The organism is Aquibacillus halophilus (assembly GCF_009649745.1).
Lineage (GTDB): Bacteria > Bacillota > Bacilli > Bacillales > Amphibacillaceae > Aquibacillus > Aquibacillus halophilus.
The window spans coordinates 54,603-76,149 of record NZ_WJNG01000012.1 but is presented as its reverse complement, the minus strand read 5'-3'; the positions used below and the strand labels follow the sequence as shown (position 1 = coordinate 76,149).

The window sequence follows — 21,547 nt, the reverse complement described above, 5'->3', positions numbered from 1 at the left end:
CCTCCGAACAACAACTGGAATCCAACTGTATCTCCAATCCGAGCCATTCCTGGGAATAGGAAGTAGTGCATGGCAATTTTTGGCCTAAGTTACAAGGTGGGTAATTTTCATTTTTAGTATTAATTACTCTCTATCAAGATTCCTCATATTTCTTATAACTGGTAATATCCCTTTTGAATTCATAATAACTGCCCCCATTTTATTTCCTAAATATCTAATTCTACCTATGAAAATAATTTGAGTTCAATATAAATTAGTATGATTTATTCCAATTAAATTCTTTATATACCTATATCTTCTGTGATTAAATAGTCCTAAACTAAACATTCCTATCCAAATGTACAAAAAAGCAGACCTTTGCCCCAAGCAAAGATCTGCTAACCTTATCTAATTATTCCATTTCCACGTTGTGATACACTTGTTGGACATCTTCTAAGTCTTCTAATGCATCAATCAATTTTTCGAATTGTTCTAGTGATTCAGTTGGAAGAGCTACGTCACTTTGAGCAAGCATTGTTAATTCTGCTACTGAAAATTCGGTAATACCAGCATTATTGAATGCTTCCTGCACAGCGTGAAACTGATCAGGTTCAGCATAAACAATAATCACTCCATCTTCGTCTACTAGATCACGAACGTCGATATCCGCCTCCATTAGTATTTCAATTGCCTCATCTTCTGTTTTACCCTCAAAACCAATAATAGCAGTAGCGTCAAACATGTAAGCAACCGAACCACTAACACCCATGTTACCATTATTTTTATTAAATGCAGCTCGTACTTCTGCTGCAGTACGATTTACATTATTAGTTAATGTGTCAACAATTAACATTGAACCATTTGGTCCAAACCCTTCATAACGAAGCTCATCGTAATTTTCTTCTGAGCCGCCCTTTGCTTTTTCTATCGCACGGTCGATTATACTTCTTGGTACATTGTATGTTTTAGCTCGTTCAAGGACAAATTTCAACGACTGATTTAATTCTGGATCCGGGTCGCCTTGTTTAGCAACCACATATATTTCACGTCCAAACTTAGCATAAATCCGACTCGTATTTTTATCTTTAGATGCTTTCTTTTCTTTAATATTATTCCACTTACGGCCCATTATGTATCCCTCTCTCTTATACTTTCTCTATTGCTATAAACCATAAATTTATATATATCTTATCATCAATATCATTATACATTAATTTTACTGTTTGTAACGGATCAGGATAAAGAAAACTTCCGTAACTTGTAAGGCTATCTAAGTCTTGCTGAAATTGACTTTACTACGAAATTAAACAAAAAAGAACGTATCAAAATAGGTTTGATACGTTCCACATACAATTAGTTTCATTTAGCTGTTTTCATTGCTTTGTTGCTATTTGGTTTTCGCAGTCGATGTAAAATGCGACGTAACTGCTTCCTTTCACCCTTCACAAGATGAGTGCTAACCGGCGCTGTAGAAAAACACTCGCTTTCCATGGGGAACGCCTCAGCCTCCTCACGAGTAAAGAGCACTCGTTGCGGGGTCTTCAGACTGTTCCTTTCCCATTGGAGTCTCGCATTTTTCCACAGCTTAGAGAAGTTTTCTGTTCAAGTGAAATGTGACTTCAAAGGATGCATACATCATGTAATATAACTAATCTCACGAAGTAAATTGGTTATATTTTTTGTGATTCTTTGTGTATCTCTTACGATGTATAGTGTTGTGTTTAATAACTTAAAAAATTAAAAAACCAATAAAACCAATAAAACCAACAGCTATTTAATCTTATATGGCGGTTGATTGGAACATAGGGCAGTCGACTCCTGCCGGAACAGCACGCGTCTGAAGACCCCACAGTGGCGGTTTTCCACGAGGAGGCTGAAGCCGTGCCGGCGGAAAGCGACTGCCCGGAGTGCAAATCAACATAGCAACTGATTCAAGAAAGAGTGGAATAAATCAACTAGCATTTACGCCGCAGTTTATAGATATTCTATCGAAAGACAGCCTTGCATTTTACGGCAGATCATTGCCCGCTGCACGGTATAACTCGTACCACTCTTGTCTAGTTAATTCAATTTCAGATGCTTTTGAAATGTCCGCTAACCGTTGTGGGTTCATTGTTCCAACTACTGGTTGAATCTTTGCTGGATGTCGTAAAATCCATGCAATTGCTATTGCAGAATCAGTAACACCTTTTTTCTCTGCGAGCTCCTGTAGTTTTTCATTAACCTCTGGAAATTTCTCATTTCCAACAAATACACCCTTAAACATACCATATTGAAATGGAGACCATGCTTGAATAGTCATATCGTTCAACCTACTATACTCAAGTACACTTCCATCACGAACTATAGCGGGATCATGTTGCATATTTACATTCAATCCTGCATCAATCATCGGAGTAAACATTAAACTTAATTGAAGCTGGTTAGCAATCAAGTCCTGTTTCACATACTTTTTCAATAATTCTACCTGCATTGGATTTTGATTACTAACACCAAAATGACGCACCTTTCCGCTTTCCTTTAACTTAGTGAATGCCTCGGCTACTTCTTCAGGCTCCATTAATGTGTCGGGACGATGGAGCAGTAAGACATCAATATAATCTGTTTGCAAGCGACTTAAACTTCCATCAACTGACTCGAGAATATGTTCCTTCGAAAAATCAAACGTACCATTAGCAATACCACACTTTGTTTGGATGTATATCTTTTCTCGAATAGACGGGGTCATCCCAATTGCATCAGCAAAAATCTTTTCAGAGTCTCCCCCACCATAGATATCTGCGTGATCAAAAAAATCCACTCCTAGTTCTAAAGCATTCTCAATAACAAGGCTGGCATCCTTTTTAGAAAGACTATTCATCCGCATACAACCTAACGCAATTTCTCCTACTTGTAAATTACTTGTACCCAGTTTAATTTTATTCATATGTACACCTCATCTTCAATTGTGTTACTATTTTAACACTATCCTAATTGTTGGTCATGATTTAGGCTCGGCAAATAGGCCGTCCTCGAAAACTGAATTATTTTATCTCCACCTCCACTGCTTCCTTGAGTAGGTTGTCCGCCCATATATTTGCTCTTGAATACAAAGTAAATAAACGATCCTTACTAATTGAGAGCGAGTGCTCCATTACAATATCATCATCAAAATTAAGACGTTCCACTATTTTGATAAAATCTAGATGCTTTCTCAAATCATTATCTTGTCCTAGTAAGGCTTCTTTTACATCATTTGAAATGGGAAGCTCATCTAGGACTTTCTTCATAGGTAGATGAAGTACTGTATCAATTAATGAAAGCATTCCTAACAAAAAATACTTTGATTTATCCTGTTGTGTCGGTTGCTCTTCCCCTATTAATTCACTTAACTTGGCCCTCGTCAAACTTAGATGGATAACCTCTATATTGGCACTGCTGCTTTTACTTTTATGTGTTCCCCTCAGGGCTAAAACATAAAGCCATTTTTTAATTTCCTTTAATCCAAGTAAGACGACAGCTTGTTTTATCGAACCAATCTCGTATTTCGTCCGGATAATCGGTGAATTGATTAATTTAAGCAGCTTATATGTTATCGACAGGTCGCTTTCAATAGCACTTGAAATCCGATTAATATCTGGCTCTGGTTTATCCAATTCCTTAAGGATGAGCATAAAAGGGAAAAAATAAGGCGGGATATCATTAGTCTGTAAAATAATAGGTTCACTAAAAAAATATCCCTGAAATAACACATATCCATCTTCTATAGCCTCTTCATACTCTTCTTGTGTTTCAACTTTTTCAGCAAGAAAAGCAAGGTTATAACTTTTTAAGTGGTCTTTTATTTCATTCCGCTCTTGCTTTGAGGTTGCTAGAAAATCTATCTTTATAATATCGACATAGTGTAGAAGTGAAAAAACGTTTTCATTTTCATGCATCAAGAAAAAATCATCAAGTGCGATTGTGTACCCTAATGATTTAAAATCCTTACATAGATTAACTGTTTGTTGAGTAATTTCAACATTTTCTAAAATTTCTATTACTATAGAATGGGGTGTAAAGTAGGTAGGGACTTTTAATTCTAAAAGTTTTTCGGTGAAATTTACAAAGCAGGGTTTCCCATTGGATAATTTTTTTATGCCAATGTTCAAAAAGCTGTTCACAATTACCTCGGTTGTTGCCTTGTCACCATCCGTGTGATTAAAAAAGTTTGCTAGGCTATTTCGATATAACAATTCATAGGCAATACATTCATTATTATTGTTAAAAATTGGTTGTTTGGCGACAAAAACTTCCATAGGTATATCGACACCTGCCCTTTTCCCTAATGTTATTGGAACTATTATACTCCCATCCTTTTAAATTTTCCATATTTTCCAACTTTTTTATTAAAGACCATACACATACTAGATAACAACAGACCAGGTTTGTAAAACTTGATCTGTTGTTATCTCCTACGCTTGATAATCTTACGAACAATCATATCCTCCAATTCCCTTGAAATTGGCATACCTGTCTGACGTGTTGCCTGTTTTATAAATTTTCTTGCACTATATTCATCTTCGAAATCAGTCCGTTGAAATCTATATAGTAGGTCAGACATATTTGTCGGTGGGATTCCAGTTTTCCATCCTATTTGTCTGAGTAGACGATTCATTCCAATTCCCCTCCTTTACAGTTAGTTTATGACCACTTGTGAAAAAGGTATGGATGTTTACACTAGATTTACTCTTTAATTTTAGGATCAAAAAAAAATATTGACGTAAATCTTTACTTGGATTATTATAAATTTATAGTTTACGAGTTTTAAACTTTCTTAATAGACTCACAATACTCCAAAGGGGAGTAGCTAACAGTTATGTCGTCACTACGTGATAATCCTATCATCGGCTTAACTGGCAACGAGATGTTGTTTGCGAGACCTTTGCCAACTTGGTAAAGGAATTATAATGGCTAATTAACGCCTTTACCAAGTTATTTTGGTGAAGGCTTTTTGTACGTTTAAAAATTTGACATTGATTTCATGAGGAAACCAACGAGTTAACATCTAAAATTCTATTAAACTAAGAAAATAGCTAACAGACAGTTTTTTTACATTGTTTTTTGGTGTTTTCTAGTAAGAACTGTTAGGTTAGTGACTTACCTATCATTGGAACTAAAAAAGTTCAATTAGAAGCTTTGTAGGCTCAGCATAATCTTTTGAAATTCACAACATTGTTCCTATTATTGTGAAATAAAAAATCACGGAGGTTCTTATATTGATTAAAAAAATGATTTGTTCTTTAAAAATTTGTTCACCAACAATAGATCTTGTCTTAACAAATAATGAAATTGTACCTGGAGGCAATGTTTCAGGAACCTTTCATCTCCAAGGTGGTTGGATAAAGCAAAAAGTAGAAAGACTTGAATGTGATTTAGTGAAAGAATATCCTGGCAAAAAAACAGAATATATTGAACCTGTTAAAACCATTCTGATGTCTAAGATGATTCATTCAAACGATAGAAGAGAAATTCCTTTTACGTATCAAATGCCTAAGGATCTCCATCCATCTTCTACCGGGGTTTCCTATCGGTTCCAAACAAAAATTGTTTATACAGATAATATGAAAAGCATTGATCATGATGAAATTATAGTTCTACCTAATGATGATACTCCTAAAGAGCCAAAATAAAAATGTGCCCTTATAACCTAAGGGTAGTTACAGAGCATGAAAGAAAACTAAAAGACTGTTTTTTACTCTATCATTAGTATCTGCTTTTAAAAAAAGTTGATTAGTACGGATAAAAATGGAACAACGTGTAAAAATAACAACAATTACCGAAAGGAGATGTTGTTATTATGAAGAAAACCGTACTTCTGTTAACACAATTACTTGTTGTTGTTGCTGTCATATCAGGATTCAGTTTTTCACAGGACAACCAAGTTTCATCCAATACTGAAAAGGTATTAGCACAGAACGGAATATCTATTCAAACTGAAAACGAGGATGAGGAAGAAATTGAAGTTGATTTAGAAAAAGGAACTGAGGTTGTCCTTGCTATCGTTGAAAAGCTGAAAGGCACATTAAAGGCTGCTCCAGATGACACCAAACAAATCAATCAACTTGGTGAATCGTTAGAGGAAAATTGGGATATGATTGAAAAGGAAGTAGAAGAGAAATATCCTGATGATTATGCCAAAATCGAAAAAAGTCTTTATCCTTTAATTGCTATTGCTAAAAAGGATAATCCCGATTTAAAGGAACTAAAGAAATACTTAAAGGATTCTGAAAAAATGCTAATGAAATTTAAAGAAAAAGCAAAAGCAGCCAAATAACTTTTAGACAGACAGTAGAGTAATTCAAGCTCTACTGTCTTTTTGTTTTTCACATTAAGGAAAAATTCTACCATTGCCACTCCTGAATCCATCGATTAAAATAGATGTTTACCATAAATAAACTAGACAATAAAGTTGCAGGTGAAAACATGATTAAACATCTTAAATTCTCAACTACCCCATTCGAATCTCAACAAATTAATTTAGTTAAAAATGCAACCCTTGCTGACAATAAAACAAGTGTCGAGCTAGTTAATGATAGTGAAAAAGATGCTTCTTTTTTTCGTTCCTTGGAAGAGGAAGGAATTAATTTAAATAAGCAACAAATAGAAGCGACCCGTCATTTTGATGGTCCCGCTTTAGTATTAGCTGGAGCTGGTAGTGGAAAAACAAGAGTACTTACTTCTCGAACAGGTTATTTGATTTCAGTAAAAAAAGTAAATCCAAAAACAATTATGCTTGTTACTTTTACGAAAAAAGCTGCTGATGAGATGAAAACGAGAATCAGCCAATTGCCAGGCTTAACGAAACAAATAACAAATACCATTACTGTTGGTACATTCCACTCTATCTTTTACCGTCTATTAAAAAGTAGAGGCTACAACCAACAAGTTCTTAGTAGTGAAAAACGCAAACAGCTAACCGTTAAATTAATCCTTAAAGAAAAAAATTTAAATGATTCCTATGAACCTGAAACCTTACTTGCAATTTTATCTTCTTTTAAAAATAAGATGCAGAGTATTGATGATTTCCCATCAAAAACATCTGTAGAAAAAGAGATTAAAGAAATATTACAAAAATACGAGTATTGGAAAAAAGACAACAACCTTATTGATTTTGATGACATGCTGTTAGAAGCCTATCATCTTCTAAAAAAGGACGAGCAATTACTTCAATCAATGCAGGTTCGTTTTAACTACATTTTATGTGATGAATGGCAAGATACCAACCCAATTCAATTTGAATTAATTAAGCTAATTTCCAAGCCAAATAATAACTTGTTCGTTGTCGGGGATGACGATCAAACGATCTATACCTTTAACGGTGCCGACAGCTCGATTATTTTGAAGTTTGAAAAGCTATACCCTAACACCAAAGTGATTACCTTAGATATTAACTATCGGTCAACTGCAAGTATTATCGGACTCGCCAATCAAGTTATCGAATTTAACCAATTTCGAAACAAGAAAACGTTAATAGCGACAAATACTAGTGAAAATCCACCCTATTATCTTAGGCCCAATTCAACAGATGATGAAGCAATTAAAATAATTGAAAAGATAACCATGGATGTTCAAAATGGTAGCAGATGCTATAGTGATTTTGTTATTTTACACAGGACAAACAGTAGTTCACGCGCCATTTTTGATCAGTTAGTAATCAAAGGGATTCCTTTCATTACCTATACCAAGGGGGAAACCTTTTATGAGCAGAATATCGTTAAACCTGTAATTGACCATTTACGACTATCACTACAGCCAGCAGATGTGCAAGCGATTGAAACAATATTGCCAACCCTATTTATAAATCGAAGCAAAGGAATTTATCATATAGAAGCAGAACAATTACTAAATCCAGTAAAGAAACCGATTAAACATCTGTTATCATTACATGGCTTAAGAGACTTTCAGAAAAAACAAATTCAAGACCGGGTTAAACTTATTGAAAATTTGAAAGACCTCAAACCAGTACAAGCTATCAAAAGAATTCGAGATTCGTATGATAACTACTTAGAAGCAAATGAGCGAAAAAATATTACCCTACACAAAGAAATGGTACTTGAAACTTTGGCTGAGATTGAAGCATCCGCTGCAAAATTTAATACTGTTGCAGAGTATGTAGCCTTTATCGATGATGTAATTGAGAAAAATAAAGAGATGGAAACAATTAGACGAGTACCTGATGCCAATGCTATATCCTTAATGACGATTCATCGTTCTAAAGGACTCGAATATCCGGTTGTCTTTTTAACCGGAGCTTCGGAAGGCATTCTTCCACACAGTTCAGCCTTAGAAGCAAACGATCGAAAAGATCTAATTTCTGCTGACAAGGGGTTAAAAAAAGTAACCACTGCAATCGAGGAAGAGCGGAGATTAGCTTATGTAGCGATTACGAGAGCCAAGCAAGAATTGTATGTCAGTTCACCAGCCTATTACCGAGGTGAACAAGTAGAGATTTCTCGCTTTATTTTAGATCCATTCACACCTGAAAAAGAACGAAGCGATAGCAACATTCGAAACAAATCAGATAAGAAACATAACCGAGTATTAATCTGGGATTGTACAAGTGATACATGTAATGGATGGATGAAGATTACTACTCATGAAGAAACCCTAGAAAAGAACCGCCAATGTCCTATGTGTAAAGGAATAATGGAACAAGGAGTAAGATTTGTGTAAGATCCCTTAGATAACCTGACTAAAGAGTTGAGTTCATTTATAGTGACTCGGCTCCTTATGTTTTTCTAAGGATAAAGAGGAATCATAACTTTTTGCGCAACTAAAGTTAATTGCCAAATAAAAATTAATTTAAGATAGCTAAGAGAATATTATTTTTTATCCTACCAATATGTGTTAGCATAATAAATAACTTCTTGAAAATACTCACACTCTTCTTTTTCATGCGAACTTATATTTTTTACTTCTTCGGAAACCGCTTACAAATGGTAATGTTAATTTTTCTTATCCAGAACTTTAGAAAAGGGGATGTTTACATGGCACGTTCTAACATGCATGCAATATTACGATTAGAAATTAATAAGCAGCTAATAACATTTGGAGAAATTGCTACTTGTATTAGTAATTCAAGCGGAGATATGGTCGCGATTGATGTTATTAAAGAAGGACAGGAAATGACCGTTAGAGATATAACAATAAGAGTTGGCAATGAGATGGAACAAGAGAAAATAGTTAACTCAATCAATGCTTTAAATGGTGTTAGTGTGAAGCACGTTTCTGACCGAACGTTTCTAGTGCACCTGGGTGGTAAAATTGAAATAAAATCAAAGATATCGATTGATAATCGCGAACAATTATCTCAAGTATATACACCTGAGGTTGCTAGAGTAAGTCAAGCTATAGATAAAAACCCACTACTAGCCTACAATTTAACAATTAAAAACAATGCTGTTGCAGTTATTTCAGACGGAACAGCTGTACTAGGACTAGGAAAAATCAAACCAGAAGCCGCCATGCCAGTAATGGAAGGTAAGGCAATGCTTTTTAAACAATTTGCAAATATTAACGCCTATCCACTTTGTTTAAACACAACAGATACCGAAGAAATCATCATGATCATTAAAGCACTCAGTCCTACTTTTGGTGGAATTAATCTAGAGGATATCGCTTCACCTCAATGTTTTGAAATTGAAGATAGGTTGAAAAAAGAATTAGACATTCCCGTTTTCCATGATGACCAACACGGAACAGCGATTGTAGTACTTGCTGGTATATTTAATGCCTTAAAAATCACCAAAAAGAATATAGAAGATTGTAAAATTGTTGTCTGCGGGATTGGAGCCGCTGGGATCGCAATTACAAAAATGTTATTAAATGCAGGTGCTAAAAATGTTGTCGGTGTGGATAGAAACGGTGCGATTAATAGAGATGAAACCTACGAAAATAAAATGTGGGATTGGTATTCAAACAATACTAATCCAACTAACGAACAAGGCCCTCTTTCTTCTGTTATCGAAAATGCAGACATTTTTATCGGTGTTTCTGCTGCCGGAATTCTAAAAGTTGAAGATGTGAAAAAGATGGCCGATCAAGCGATTGTGTTTGCTTTAGCAAATCCAAATCCAGAAATTTCGCCAGAGGATGCAAGTCCTTATGTAAAAATCATGGCAACAGGGAGATCTGATTATCCCAACCAGGTCAACAATGTCTTATGTTTTCCAGGCATTTTCCGTGGTGTCCTTGATTGTAGAGCTTCAACTATTAATGAGGAAATGAAGCTTGCTGCAGCTAAAGCAATTGCTTCTACCATTGGAGATGATGAACTTAACGAAGATTATATCATTCCAGGTGTATTTAATGACCAAGTTGTTCCGAAGATAAAAGAAGCTGTCATCAAAGCAGCCCATGAAACTGGAGTTGCGAAAAAAATATAAAAAGTACAGCTCTTTCACTTTGATGAAAGAGCTGTACTTTTGTGCACACTGTTCAAATGTGTTAAAACAAAAAAGCTACAATTCGTTTAATAGAGTTGTAGCTTTAATAACTAGGATTGTAATTTGCTTCTATTATATCTCCACATCATAAATCGGTAACGAATCGTACAACCAATACAATAACCCATTAACGCTAACCCTGCTGCGACTGCGACCATAATACTAAATACGTAAGCCGCTATAATAAAATTCAAATAAAAGAATAAAACCGACAAGCCCAAACAAACTGTAGCAATCCACTGGTTAAAGATTTGTTGATTTTTATCCTCTTGAATATATTGATTCAACGGTTTGGACAGGAACCTTTTCCCTAACAAAATAATAGGGTTTTTTCGTGTGATTAGTGTGTAAATACCGATAATAAAAGGAATAGCTAAGATTGCCTCATGAAAGATCAGGCCAAGAATAACAGAAATAACAATAAAAAATTGATTTAGTTTTACTAGAGGTTTAGGAATACTCATAAAATTCCTCCTTATCTAATTCTTATTATACACAGGTTTTTACTCGGAATAAAGAATTATTAATCCTTAATACCAAAATGGCATTGTATAAGGCACAGGATAAATTACAGCACGTTACTTAGCTTCGTTTATTCTTTTGGCGATTAACTCCTTTAAATTATCATCAAAACCAACCGGTTCACATAAAATGATTTTCTTATCAACAAATTCACTTAGAACATCATTAATTATCTCTTCAATTTTACTTACTAATCCTTCAAATAAAAAGTGTGGTATAACGTAAACTTCTTTGTGTGTACCAATTAAATGGAGCAGTTGTTCATTTAATGAAGGTTCATTTGTTTTTAAGTATGCACTGTACACATCCTGTTGATCATTTGCTTGTTCCCGAAAAAGATCTATTAGCGATTCAAATTCCTTAAGTGCTCGTCTATTACGGCTCCCATGTGAAACTAATACAATAGCTTTTCGATTGGATGTGGCCAAATTCTTTTCCAAAAATTTTCCCCTTAACAACTCTACCATTATCGAGTCGACACCTAATGGATTCGCAACCTTAATAGTTAAAAATGGATACTGCTTTTGCGCTGCGATTATCTGACTAGGAATGTCCTTTTTTACATGAACGCCAGATAAAAGAAAGACTGGGACAACAATTATAGCAGTTGCTCCCTTTTTAATACATTTTTCTATTGCTCCTTTAATCTTCGGCTCGGAAAACTCAAGCCAGCCAATCTCTTGGACCGAGTAATCAATTGCTTGCTTTGAATAATTAATAAACGAGATAAATTGTTTATTTCGTTTTACATTTTTGCTTCCATGACCCACATAAACAATAGCCTCCAAAATACCCCTCCTAAAAGATGAACTTACTACTATATTATAATGAAGATTACGAACTAGCCATTTTTTGGTTTAATTGTCCTAAAATTCGACTTTAACCAACCTTTGTCTAGAAATGGCTTATGAAATGTGGGCTTGGATCAACCAAACCAAGATGGATATTATCAACCACTAGCTTTTAATATTTCATGAAATGCCAAACACAGTGAATCCACAAATGAACCAGATTAATAACCCTAATCAAATGTAATAATATTTAAAACAAATTTTAACAAAAGCACTAGAAACCCTATGTTAGGGTTCTTAGTGCTTTTTTGTATTTATACACTCACTACCTATTATAAATTTCTACTTTATGTAGCTTATAACTCCGCTTAAAAAACCTATAAACTAATAGCATTAGAGAAATCATAATAAAGTAATATGTAAATGAGTATGATGCTTCCCATTCTTTATATTTGAAGACACCAAATAATAGGCTAATTTCTCCAAACGCAGTTGCTCCTAGTGCCCAAACTAATATATATAAAAGAACAGATATTCCTTGAAGCTTGAATTTATCATACCCATAAACCAAAAAGTAACCAAATGGAGCATATAAAAGGTAGGTGAAAAAATCGAAAAGTTCATACTTATCTAAATCCATGATACTGTACAAATTCATCTTCGATCCTGACAACAAATGATCAGTTAGTCTCGCAACAGTGGCCGATGATATCATCATTAAGATAATCAGACTTAAAGGGAACCGATTTGGGAGCCAGAACAGTAACGAATAAAAAATAAGAAGTGAGGTTAACACAAAGAGTTCATTTTGATCAAACTGTTCAGGTAAGATCATCGATGTATCACCCCTTCTTTATTCAGTAACTTGCTGAAATTTAAATGTATTAAATGTACTACTAGTAAGATTATCGATAAAGAGATAATCGATTGCCAAAAGTACCAACCTTCGTAGGTGATTACATTCCACTGAACCAAAAGTAACTCTAAACTGTAAATGAAACCTAGGGAGAATACTGTGAATACTATTTTTTTCCACCACAAATTAAACAAAGTTATCAGGTTAAAATACGAAATGAAAAATAATGGTAGGATAATCATTTCAAATATTTTATATGTAATGAATAGATCAATCCGACTATTCACTTCCCATAATTCAAAATTAACCACTAGAATGGCACAATATGATGTAAAAATGAATTCTAAAACGATTAACAGGAAAATATTTTCTAGCATGCTAAGCCTCTTCTTTAATACAAAAAACGAAATTAATGAAACAACCATGATATTAATAAATAGAACTAACCTCATTATCGTCAACTCACAATATAAAAATTATTAACTATTAGCTTCGTCCTTAATAACAAATTTATACAAAAAAACATGGTTCATTATTAAACCATGTTTTCGTGAAGTTTTTACTTTTTCAGAAAATCAACTGACTTTTTTGTTTTTTTCAAATATTACTTGATTTAAAATCGCGCATAATTTATCCTGGTTGATTTCCGAAATCCCTTTAAAGCGAATACCATAGGAAATAGAGTCAAGATGATTATGCTCTTCTTTTCTTAATATTTCCCCTTTTAAAGAGAAATCCTCATCCTTTAAACTAAATCTTATTAAAATGGATATTTTTTGTCTAACCGGGAAATTGTACGTGCAATCTACTTTCATCCCACCTAGACTGATATTCTCTATGCTTGCATTGAATTTTTTGTTTTTTAAATTATTTAGCTTTTCATTCTCGAAATCAATAAATTCTACTAAACAAGTTTGATCGCTTAAGGGGACTCGAAAATGCTCTCTTCGGTTCTTCCCAAAGAAATTAGGTAATTTTTCGTCCTTTTTTTCTTGATTTTTCAATGAAGAATCTGATGAGGAACTAGTTAATTGTTGTTGGGCAATAAGTTTTTTTCGAAAAAAAACAACAGTTAATACAATCATGATGATTGCTTGGAAAAGGACAATATAAAACATAGTTCTCACCTCTTTCAGTTCGTTTTAATAATCCTATTTAACAGTTTAAAAAAACACTTCACTACTTAATGCATACCAAAAGGCGAACCTAAAGAAAATAGGTTCGCCCTGTTTTCTTCGGTGGCCCGGCTACCATAGTATAAAAACTTTAGGTCCGTGGCTTTGCGTCCTTATCTTTCGATAAGTTTGCCTTTTCGGTAAACTATTCACTTATCTAGTTATATTATACCAAATTAATGCAAAATTCCAATAGATTTTTATAAAAAAAATAACAAATTTAATACTTTATAACTATTTTTTATAGTTAATACTACCTAAAATTTAAAATTCGCTTTTCAGTTTATTCCCACCACGCTACTTCTTCTTTCGAACAATAATACATCTCGCCAAATCTCATTTCTTTTAGCAATCCGCTCACGATAACCAACTTGCCGAAATCCGAACTTTTCATGTAATCTATCTAATACTTGCAATGTTTTCGGGGAAAATTCCTGATTGTAATGTCCAAACACCATTTTGTTCACTTATTTCTACCAATTTATTTAATAACTTGCTACCAACCCCTTGGCCGTTGTAAGCTTGATCGATATATACACTGACTTCAGCAACACCATCGTACACACTTCTGCTTGAGACAGGACTTAATGTAGCCCAACCAACAATTTCTTGGTTGGCACGAGCACTGATTCTACATTCCAATGAATGGCTACTATCCCATTTTTTCCATGTAGGTACTTCTGTTTCAAATGTTGCGTTACCAGTTTTAATACCTTCAGAATATATTTCCTGAACTCGATTCCAATCTGCTCTAACCATTTTCTCAATTAACAAATGATAGACTACGTTAACCACCTCTTTCAGCATTGTCATGTTGAATTCAGCAACCTACTAAACTTAAATCTATTTAGCCTTCTATTAATGAATGATAAATTAACTCTTGATTATTTAGATCTACAATTACTATGAAGGGAGCATCCCCAGAACTATATTGGTCCCCATTTGATGTATAGACATTTGTACCTTTTGGCAGTTTAGTTGCAAAGAGATTTCTATAAAACCAAGTATTTGTTGTTCGCTTTTTAATTTGACCAATCTTTTCTCCCCTAGTATATGTATTAGTTTCCAACCATTCTGAACTAGTAGAATTTAGATAGATTAATCCGTCCAGCTTTAGTATATCTGCATCGGGATTACCATCTAAAATATCACCAGCAGTCGGATTATCAAAACTGTTTAAATGTGATGGGAAGTTATTGGTCAACACTAAAGCTCCTAGTATTCCAATGAATAAACATAGAGAGATGTAAACGATTAGCTTCATAATTACCTCCAAATAGGATGTCTATATTTACAGCTTATCTTCTATTTTCCTGATAGCAACCAATAGTTTATTAGTTTCAAGTTGTTGTGTTTCCATCATCTTCTTTACATTCCTTACACTAAAGAATAAATAAATTAAAATGCTAAATTGAATAACCGTAAGTAAAATAGTTAAAAAGATCATTATTTCTCCTCCTTTTCATTATTAAATCCACTCATTATCTGTTATATCTAATAGTATCATAGCGTCCGAGTGACCAAACAAAAAAGTAGTATTCTTCTCAGAACCCATTAGTTAATATTTTCTTTAGTGCATGGATTCAAAATCAGCTTCTACTTTAAACTCAAAAGCATAGATTCTCTCGTTGGAAACTATAATAATTCTTCCGTTTTCTTTATCTTTTCAATTAATAGCTCGGCGTTTCTCTATCAGCGTTTTTTCCTTTTTGTTTCATCAAGGAAAGTTAGCATTACCGAGGCGATTCATAAGCTGCTAGCAAAAGGTAATTTTATGTTTTTTGAATCAGGTAAAATAATTAAACAACAAAAAAATCATTGCGAGAGAAATCGCAATGATTTTTTCTACTTCCTTATGAATGAGTTTTTTCCTTTTTAATTTGCTTGCTCCGTAGCTGTCCACAGGCCGCATCAATATCAGATCCTTGTTCAACACGAACACCACAATTGATACCCTTATTCAATAAAGTTTCATAAAACTTTAAAATCGCTTGTTTCGTGCTACGTTGATACTGATTATGCTCATCGACGGGATTATAAGGTATCAAATTAACATAGGATAAATGTCGTTTATTACTTAGCAATTTGGCAAGCTCTTCTGCTTCTTCGACATGATCGTTTACATCCCTCAGTAAAATATACTCAAATGTAATTCTTCGATTTGTTTTTTCTAAATAATAATCTATCGCCGGCATTAATTTTTCTAGTGGGAATGCCTTATTTATTTTCATAATTCTTGTTCTTAATTCATTATTTGGAGCATGTAGTGATACTGCCAAATTAATTTGGATGTCCTCATCAGCAAAATCATAAATTTTATGAGCTAAACCACTGGTAGAGACAGTAATATGTCTCGCGCCAATCGATAACCCTTTCTGATCATTGACAACACGGAAGAAGTCCATCATATTACTGTAATTATCAAATGGCTCACCAATACCCATCACGACAATATGACTCACTCTTTCATCTTTCTCAGCTTGATCTAAATGGTGTTGAACATTCATAATCTGCTCAACAATTTCTCCACCAGATAGGTCGCGATTTTTGGTTAATAATCCACTCGCACAGAATGTACACCCAATGTTACATCCGACTTGCGTGGTAACACAAACAGATAAACCATAATTAAACCGCATTAACACTGTTTCAATTAAATTTCCATCCTGTAGCTTGAAAAGAAATTTTATGGTTCCATCCTTTGATTCCTGCTTAATTTCCTGTGTTAACGATTGTATATAAAAATTATCTTCTAATAGTTGAATACACTCACTATTTACATTCTTCATCTCTGAAAAATCAGTAACTCGCTTTTTATATAGCCAGTCCCACACCTGTGACACTCGGAACTTTTTCTGACCATGTTCCGTAAGCCAAGTTGTTAATTGATCGAATGTCATTCCATAGATGGATTTTTTCTCCACTTTTAAAACCTCATTTCAATTCTAAACCTAAAATTTCTACTTATCTATACTACCTATATTATGCCATTGTAGCAACCCGTTTATGATGGAAAAATATTATAACGTGGAAATCGTTCCATTATACCATAAGTTTACCCTTTATATCATTGACAAAAAAAAGAATCAAACATAAAATAAGGTAAAACCTATTAGTTTACTCGGAATTAATAAATTGGAGGTAAGTATGGCGAAAAACATATCAAGTGTTATTATTGTTGGACTTATGCTTCTTTCCTGGTCGCTAGGCATTTATTTTTTGACTATTTATTTCGATACTGTATTAGTTATACCCACTATCAATGATTATCTTTGGACCTCTCCATTTAAAGGAATTTTAGGTCTCACATCCATTATTACTACCATAACAGTTCTTTTCTTCTTTTTTCAGTATAGGTTTAAATTGTTCAAAAAACAAAGAGGTTATCTCATAACCCATATCAGCCACCATGTAGTATGGTTATTGGTGGTTGGGAGCCAACTAAAAGTAATTGCGTTTAATTTAGGTATTTGTCATTAAACAGGTGAACTAACTCTATTCTTAGATTTCATTAGAGGATCCGCATTAAATTAGTTCAAAAACCATTAAAACGGTACACCTTCTCTTAGAGTGGGCGTACCAATTTTCATTGCTAATTCCCCGTCTCAGTTTTGAAAGTTTTACACAAAATTATGTGTTCAATAGAAAGGTTAATTGGGCTTCATTGTTTTCTGACGGTCAACCGTATGTGGTGGTTTTTCCATCCAACCATTTGTTATCATTATTTCAGCACCATCATTAGCGTAGTTTCCAACTTCTACAATAAATCGAGCATAATGGGAAGCAATATCTCTTCGTGGGCTTCCACCTAAAGATTGACCATAGCTCCCTAGGGATTGAGAGTTCATCGTTACTACATGCTGCATCATTAGCTTATCAGAGAAAGGTGAACTTGTTGATGCTTCGACAACTCCATCCCAAGTTTTAGGTGAAGCTGTATTATCGTCAGTTAACACTTTATCTAATATTTCCATTTGCTTTTTACCTATTTCAAATCCTCTTGCCAAATATTTTTTAATCTCATTTGATTGTGCCGTTTGTGCAAAGCCAGTTAACAATGTTGTTCCAACTGAATTTGATTCCACATTGGTGGCAATATGTGCTATTTCCATTGCTGTTAAAGGTCTTTTTTCCCCAATAAACCCCGCTAAAAAATTTTCTTTCTCAACATATTCATTCTGTGTAGGGTAAACTATATAGGGAGAACGTACGAATGTACCCTTTTTCAACATAACATTGGCCGCTTGGTCATATAAAGTGGCTGAAGACTTCAAATGGCTGAAAAATAATGCTCTAATATCTTCACGACCGGAAGTACCATGAGCAAAAGCATTGGTTATTTCACCGCTTCTACCCATAAATAAAATGTAACGCACCATAAACGTATCTGAATATAACCGCGGAGCTTGAACGTTTATATCAGAATCACTAAATCCATAAGGTACAGGAATTTGTTCAGTTGTAAGTATCTCTTTAATTTGCTTAACATTTCTATTGGATATGGTCAATGCTTGTTCAATAACTGGTTTAAAATCTTGGTCTTCAATTATAGAATCAAAGTAGGTTAATACGCACCTAGACATTGTATTTTCAATATATCCACCCCATAACACCGCGATTTCAGAAGATGATAATTGGGTAGAGTGATCAATTGTCATATATAAAACCTCCGTTCAAATCGATTGACAGAAATAGTTTTTCCATTTTTTTACCATCTATGTATGCTTTTTGATGTGAATGCTTAAAAAATTTCCCGCAAAAAAACAACTAAGGTCCTTGTGGGCCGAAGTTGTTTAGGATTTACTTTTATTAAAGGCTTTTCTTACTTTCGAATTAGCAATGCTTAGCTTTTTAAGAGACACTTTGCCAATATAGGTTATAAATAATTTAACTGCATGTATTTTGCCATTCCATTTCTTCATATATCCCTTTACTTTTTCTCTATCAGCAAATAACAAAACGATTAGAGATATTTCACTTACTATTAGTAATGTTAAACCAAATAATAGACCATCAAAAAACAGAGTTTCACTAATTTTTATCGAATATAAGAACCATATAAAAATAGCAGAAGTACCTTGAAGTAAGTTAATCATTGTTGCAACAAAAACATTTGGTTCAAACAAACCCATTACGTCAATCATATAAAGAGCTGAGAAATAACTAACAAAAAAGGCAAAAATCATAAATAAAATAAATATGACAATAGCAACTTCAGCACTCAATTAATTTCCTCCTCTACTTAATTTCTATTAAATTGATAATCTATACAATATTTATATGTTAAATTTAGTAGATTTATCACTATAGAAGAAAAGTATCGGCATAATCCCATTAAATAAAATGAGCCACTTACCCTCTTAAAGAGTTAGTGGCTCATTTTATATGTTGAAATTAATTGATGATTTCTTTTACTCTTCCAACCTGTCCATCCTCTAAACGTACCTTGATACCATGCGGATGTGTCGGTGAGTTAGTTAAAAGGTCTTTTACAACTCCACGAGTTAATTTTCCGCTTCTTTGATCGTTTTTTAATACAATATCAACAGTATTACCTGCTTGAATATCTTTACGACTCTTACCATTCATATCTTCACTCCTTCACTACTGATAATTTTAATAATATTATTTTGCATTAAACCAACTTGCATTTTCGTCCATGTGTGCAAACGGTATGTCAGTTTCAACCTGACCGATTATTTGATTCGAAGTCACATCTGTTCCTTCGAGCCATTTTGTGAAATCGAATGCAGTCGGCTGTTGGTTTCCACCTAAAGCAAACCACGTTTTCATATGTCTAGGAAAGTAAGCTGATGTATGGATTGTTCCCGCCCAATTTCTGTACTCAGTTGAAAACACGCCTTTACCTGGATCATTAAACAAACGAAATGCATCATAGGCATCACCGAAACTCTCTCGTTGTTTTTGTATTACATTCAGCCTTCGCTCTGAGTCGACTAAATAGTTTCGATTCTCATGCTCCATTTTTTCAAAATGATTCGTGCAAACATTCGATTGACGAACTTCAATTCCCCTAGGTGAAGCCTCGACCACATAGGTTTCCTCGCTCTTATCGTAAACGATGTAGCTAAATGAATGACGATGAGGAATTACTTTTAGCATTTCAACAGCTTCTGATACATTCGCACAATGCTCCAAAACGATCCTGCCAATCATGCCACATATGAAACCATCGCCCGGCTTCTTACGATGCATAAAATTATAACCCATTACCAAGCCTTTTTCATTAATTCCATCAGATCGACCGGTTATCCGTTGACTCGGACCAACCGTTGCGTACCCGCCATCAGTTGGTTGATAAAAAACATACCGCCCTTCGTAAGTTTTAGGATGGTAATCATAATTACGAATAAAATAGTTATCCCCTGTGACTATCGAACATCCTGACCTGACATAGTCTAATCGATAGCCTCCAAACTCCTTTAAAACACGCTCTATTGGCCATCTTAAAGTGTCTTTTATCCCTATTAACTCCTCCCATAAACCTGGTGCATAAGTAGTTATTGCTTCTTCCGCTTCTTTAGCATCAATCGTAAACCGAGGCCTTCTAACCTTCCATTGTTTTTCACGGTTTTTTACTGTTAAGGAATTCATTAATTCTTTACCTTGATATACACCTAAATTATAATGGGAACCACGAAATTGTATGATATTACTATGTACTTGTTTCATCGTTTACCTCTTTTTTAAGAAATTTGACTAGTTATAGAGTACCGAAAATTAGAATAGAAAATAAAGTAGATGGACTTATGTTTAAGAAAAATCATTTAACCCGACAGTTTTTACTAATCGTAGGGTTAAATGAATATGTTAAGCTTTTGCATGCTTACGATTGACCTTTATATAATTTTCTTTCTTTGTTTGCCCTTTATACTTAAGCAATCTTATCGCATTAATACTGACTTACTCCACGGGGCAAGCCCCGTGGTTTTACAGGCTGAAAAGAAAAAATACTTGAACTCAAAAACACTAATAGAATATATCCTATATATTTCACTTTCTTCCACTTGTAAAAGCTAATTGTTAACTGTAACCTTTTTTCGAAAATTTTTCCATTCATAATATATAGACGTACGCAACAAGCTCATAGTTACAAAAGTGCTTTAAAACTGGCTTTCCAACTAAAACAACACTAGATTTTTATCACAATTCATCTTATAAATGGAGTTAATAAAAAAAAAATCTTGAAATAATCTTTTGGCTTGTTGACAAACGCTATATATTTGCTATAATAAGAATTAGCTATTTTGTTCGACAAACACTTCAAGTAAAACGCTACGTAAAGTTCTCGTTTTGAGGCAAGAGCAAGAATAGTAATACATTGTGTGGACGATCCACACTAGGAGGAAATATTTATGACACAAGGTACAGTAAAATGGTTTAACGCAGACAAAGGTTTTGGATTTATCGAAGTAGAAGGACAAGACGACGTATTCGTTCATTTCTCTGCTATCCAAGGCGAAGGCTTTAAAACACTTGAAGAAGGCCAAACAGTTTCTTTCGAAGTTGAAGAAGGTAACCGTGGACCACAAGCTGCTAACGTTCAAAAAGCATAATTTAATTTGAACATCTACAAAGGCGAATTCTTAATTGAATTCGCCTTTTTTATTTGTTCAATATTCCAACTAAGGTAAAACAAGCAATAGAAATTGTAACAACTCCTTTATTTAAATCGTCTATATAGAATATAATCACGAGTTTAGAATAAAAAAATATATCGCATCAGACGAGGGATTG

22 protein-coding genes and 1 riboswitch are annotated in these 21,547 nt (G+C 34.0%); of the genes, 6 read left to right on the top strand and 16 right to left on the bottom strand.

The window, feature by feature from the left end; genetic code table 11:
* Positions 1 to 391 precede the first annotated feature (391 nt).
* The 4 genes from GH741_RS14790 to GH741_RS14775 all read right to left on the bottom strand — a co-directional run bounded on the left by GH741_RS14790 (position 392) and on the right by GH741_RS14775 (position 4,615).
* Complete coding sequence (locus tag GH741_RS14790) at positions 392 to 1,108, bottom strand: YebC/PmpR family DNA-binding transcriptional regulator (RefSeq protein WP_153737529.1); 717 nt, start codon at positions 1,106 to 1,108, stop codon at positions 392 to 394.
* 879 nt (positions 1,109 to 1,987) lie between these two features.
* Positions 1,988 to 2,905, bottom strand: coding sequence for an aldo/keto reductase (locus tag GH741_RS14785; RefSeq protein ID WP_153737528.1), 918 nt, complete (start codon positions 2,903 to 2,905; stop codon positions 1,988 to 1,990).
* Positions 2,906 to 3,002: 97 nt separating this feature from the next.
* On the bottom strand, positions 3,003 to 4,256 hold the full coding sequence (locus GH741_RS14780) for an EAL and HDOD domain-containing protein (RefSeq protein WP_153737527.1): 1,254 nt from the start codon (positions 4,254 to 4,256) through the stop codon (positions 3,003 to 3,005).
* 149 nt (positions 4,257 to 4,405) lie between these two features.
* Positions 4,406 to 4,615: a stage VI sporulation protein F gene (locus tag GH741_RS14775; RefSeq protein ID WP_153737526.1), complete on the bottom strand. Its 210-nt coding sequence runs from the start codon at positions 4,613 to 4,615 to the stop codon at positions 4,406 to 4,408.
* Between the two features lie 601 nt (positions 4,616 to 5,216).
* Here GH741_RS14775 and GH741_RS14770 point away from each other — a divergent pair.
* The 4 genes from GH741_RS14770 to GH741_RS14755 all read left to right on the top strand — a co-directional run bounded on the left by GH741_RS14770 (position 5,217) and on the right by GH741_RS14755 (position 10,385).
* A complete protein-coding gene (locus tag GH741_RS14770; RefSeq protein WP_153737525.1) occupies positions 5,217 to 5,630 on the top strand; it encodes a sporulation protein in 414 nt (137 codons plus the stop codon).
* A 167-nt stretch (positions 5,631 to 5,797) separates the two neighbouring features.
* Positions 5,798 to 6,274, top strand: a complete 477-nt coding sequence (locus GH741_RS14765) for a hypothetical protein (RefSeq protein WP_153737524.1) — start codon at positions 5,798 to 5,800, stop codon at positions 6,272 to 6,274.
* Positions 6,275 to 6,423: 149 nt separating this feature from the next.
* A complete protein-coding gene (locus GH741_RS14760; RefSeq protein WP_153737523.1) occupies positions 6,424 to 8,673 on the top strand; it encodes a UvrD-helicase domain-containing protein in 2,250 nt (749 codons plus the stop codon).
* 314 nt (positions 8,674 to 8,987) lie between these two features.
* Positions 8,988 to 10,385, top strand: coding sequence for an NAD-dependent malic enzyme (locus GH741_RS14755; RefSeq protein WP_153737522.1), 1,398 nt, complete (start codon positions 8,988 to 8,990; stop codon positions 10,383 to 10,385).
* A gap of 110 nt (positions 10,386 to 10,495) precedes the next feature.
* Here GH741_RS14755 and GH741_RS14750 read toward each other — a convergent pair whose 3' ends face one another.
* The 8 genes from GH741_RS14750 to rlmN all read right to left on the bottom strand — a co-directional run bounded on the left by GH741_RS14750 (position 10,496) and on the right by rlmN (position 16,713).
* Positions 10,496 to 10,909: a DUF4395 domain-containing protein gene (locus tag GH741_RS14750; protein ID WP_153737521.1), complete on the bottom strand. Its 414-nt coding sequence runs from the start codon at positions 10,907 to 10,909 to the stop codon at positions 10,496 to 10,498.
* A gap of 114 nt (positions 10,910 to 11,023) precedes the next feature.
* The gene (locus GH741_RS14745; protein WP_153737520.1) at positions 11,024 to 11,755 is read right to left on the bottom strand and encodes a sirohydrochlorin chelatase; all 732 of its coding nucleotides are present in this window, start codon (positions 11,753 to 11,755) and stop codon (positions 11,024 to 11,026) included.
* Between the two features lie 328 nt (positions 11,756 to 12,083).
* A complete protein-coding gene (locus tag GH741_RS14740; RefSeq protein ID WP_153737519.1) occupies positions 12,084 to 12,593 on the bottom strand; it encodes a hypothetical protein in 510 nt (169 codons plus the stop codon).
* A 596-nt stretch (positions 12,594 to 13,189) separates the two neighbouring features.
* On the bottom strand, positions 13,190 to 13,732 hold the full coding sequence (locus GH741_RS14735; RefSeq protein WP_153737518.1) for a PilZ domain-containing protein: 543 nt from the start codon (positions 13,730 to 13,732) through the stop codon (positions 13,190 to 13,192).
* 116 nt (positions 13,733 to 13,848) lie between these two features.
* Positions 13,849 to 13,933: riboswitch (cyclic di-GMP riboswitch) on the bottom strand.
* 255 nt (positions 13,934 to 14,188) lie between these two features.
* A complete protein-coding gene (locus GH741_RS14730; RefSeq protein ID WP_338079467.1) occupies positions 14,189 to 14,602 on the bottom strand; it encodes a GNAT family N-acetyltransferase in 414 nt (137 codons plus the stop codon).
* Between the two features lie 34 nt (positions 14,603 to 14,636).
* The gene (locus GH741_RS14725) at positions 14,637 to 15,053 is read right to left on the bottom strand and encodes a hypothetical protein (RefSeq protein WP_153737517.1); all 417 of its coding nucleotides are present in this window, start codon (positions 15,051 to 15,053) and stop codon (positions 14,637 to 14,639) included.
* A 27-nt stretch (positions 15,054 to 15,080) separates the two neighbouring features.
* Positions 15,081 to 15,236, bottom strand: coding sequence for a hypothetical protein (locus tag GH741_RS14720; RefSeq protein WP_153737516.1), 156 nt, complete (start codon positions 15,234 to 15,236; stop codon positions 15,081 to 15,083).
* A 406-nt stretch (positions 15,237 to 15,642) separates the two neighbouring features.
* Positions 15,643 to 16,713 carry a dual-specificity RNA methyltransferase RlmN gene (gene rlmN / locus GH741_RS14715; RefSeq protein WP_338079465.1) on the bottom strand — a complete coding sequence of 357 codons (1,071 nt, stop codon included), beginning with the start codon at positions 16,711 to 16,713 and terminating at the stop codon, positions 15,643 to 15,645.
* Between the two features lie 223 nt (positions 16,714 to 16,936).
* Here rlmN and GH741_RS14710 point away from each other — a divergent pair, with 223 nt between their 5' ends.
* A complete protein-coding gene (locus GH741_RS14710) occupies positions 16,937 to 17,269 on the top strand; it encodes a hypothetical protein (protein ID WP_153737515.1) in 333 nt (110 codons plus the stop codon).
* A gap of 170 nt (positions 17,270 to 17,439) precedes the next feature.
* On the opposite strand, the gene GH741_RS14705 is transcribed toward GH741_RS14710, so the two are convergent.
* The 4 genes from GH741_RS14705 to GH741_RS14690 all read right to left on the bottom strand — a co-directional run bounded on the left by GH741_RS14705 (position 17,440) and on the right by GH741_RS14690 (position 20,482).
* Positions 17,440 to 18,447 (bottom strand): DUF3231 family protein, encoded by a 1,008-nt coding sequence (locus tag GH741_RS14705; protein WP_153737514.1) that lies wholly within the window; start codon positions 18,445 to 18,447, stop codon positions 17,440 to 17,442.
* 135 nt (positions 18,448 to 18,582) lie between these two features.
* Entirely contained in the window at positions 18,583 to 19,014 is a 432-nt protein-coding gene (locus GH741_RS14700) for a hypothetical protein (protein WP_153737513.1), read from the bottom strand.
* Between the two features lie 169 nt (positions 19,015 to 19,183).
* Positions 19,184 to 19,378, bottom strand: a complete 195-nt coding sequence (locus GH741_RS14695; protein WP_153737512.1) for a YwbE family protein — start codon at positions 19,376 to 19,378, stop codon at positions 19,184 to 19,186.
* A 36-nt stretch (positions 19,379 to 19,414) separates the two neighbouring features.
* Positions 19,415 to 20,482: a C45 family autoproteolytic acyltransferase/hydrolase gene (locus tag GH741_RS14690; RefSeq protein WP_153737511.1), complete on the bottom strand. Its 1,068-nt coding sequence runs from the start codon at positions 20,480 to 20,482 to the stop codon at positions 19,415 to 19,417.
* 683 nt (positions 20,483 to 21,165) lie between these two features.
* On the opposite strand from GH741_RS14690, the gene GH741_RS14685 reads away from it, so the two are divergent.
* The gene (locus GH741_RS14685) at positions 21,166 to 21,366 is read left to right on the top strand and encodes a cold-shock protein (RefSeq protein ID WP_153737510.1); all 201 of its coding nucleotides are present in this window, start codon (positions 21,166 to 21,168) and stop codon (positions 21,364 to 21,366) included.
* Positions 21,367 to 21,547 lie beyond the last annotated feature (181 nt).

Coding starts and splice junctions, on each gene's coding strand:
- GH741_RS14785 (WP_153737528.1), bottom strand. CDS start 2,905: ATGAATAAAATTAAACTGGGTACAAGTAATTTACAAGTAGGAGAAATT.
- GH741_RS14705 (WP_153737514.1), bottom strand. CDS start 18,447: ATGACAATTGATCACTCTACCCAATTATCATCTTCTGAAATCGCGGTG.
- GH741_RS14685 (WP_153737510.1), top strand. CDS start 21,166: ATGACACAAGGTACAGTAAAATGGTTTAACGCAGACAAAGGTTTTGGA.
- GH741_RS14780 (WP_153737527.1), bottom strand. CDS start 4,256: ATGGAAGTTTTTGTCGCCAAACAACCAATTTTTAACAATAATAATGAA.
- GH741_RS14725 (WP_153737517.1), bottom strand. CDS start 15,053: ATGAAGCTAATCGTTTACATCTCTCTATGTTTATTCATTGGAATACTA.
- GH741_RS14750 (WP_153737521.1), bottom strand. CDS start 10,909: ATGAGTATTCCTAAACCTCTAGTAAAACTAAATCAATTTTTTATTGTT.
- GH741_RS14690 (WP_153737511.1), bottom strand. CDS start 20,482: ATGAAACAAGTACATAGTAATATCATACAATTTCGTGGTTCCCATTAT.
- GH741_RS14695 (WP_153737512.1), bottom strand. CDS start 19,378: ATGAATGGTAAGAGTCGTAAAGATATTCAAGCAGGTAATACTGTTGAT.
- GH741_RS14790 (WP_153737529.1), bottom strand. CDS start 1,108: ATGGGCCGTAAGTGGAATAATATTAAAGAAAAGAAAGCATCTAAAGAT.
- GH741_RS14760 (WP_153737523.1), top strand. CDS start 6,424: ATGATTAAACATCTTAAATTCTCAACTACCCCATTCGAATCTCAACAA.
- GH741_RS14720 (WP_153737516.1), bottom strand. CDS start 15,236: ATGATCTTTTTAACTATTTTACTTACGGTTATTCAATTTAGCATTTTA.
- GH741_RS14730 (WP_338079467.1), bottom strand. CDS start 14,602: ATGACAATGCTGAAAGAGGTGGTTAACGTAGTCTATCATTTGTTAATT.
- GH741_RS14755 (WP_153737522.1), top strand. CDS start 8,988: ATGGCACGTTCTAACATGCATGCAATATTACGATTAGAAATTAATAAG.
- GH741_RS14765 (WP_153737524.1), top strand. CDS start 5,798: ATGAAGAAAACCGTACTTCTGTTAACACAATTACTTGTTGTTGTTGCT.
- GH741_RS14775 (WP_153737526.1), bottom strand. CDS start 4,615: ATGAATCGTCTACTCAGACAAATAGGATGGAAAACTGGAATCCCACCG.
- GH741_RS14735 (WP_153737518.1), bottom strand. CDS start 13,732: ATGTTTTATATTGTCCTTTTCCAAGCAATCATCATGATTGTATTAACT.
- GH741_RS14740 (WP_153737519.1), bottom strand. CDS start 12,593: ATGATCTTACCTGAACAGTTTGATCAAAATGAACTCTTTGTGTTAACC.
- GH741_RS14710 (WP_153737515.1), top strand. CDS start 16,937: ATGGCGAAAAACATATCAAGTGTTATTATTGTTGGACTTATGCTTCTT.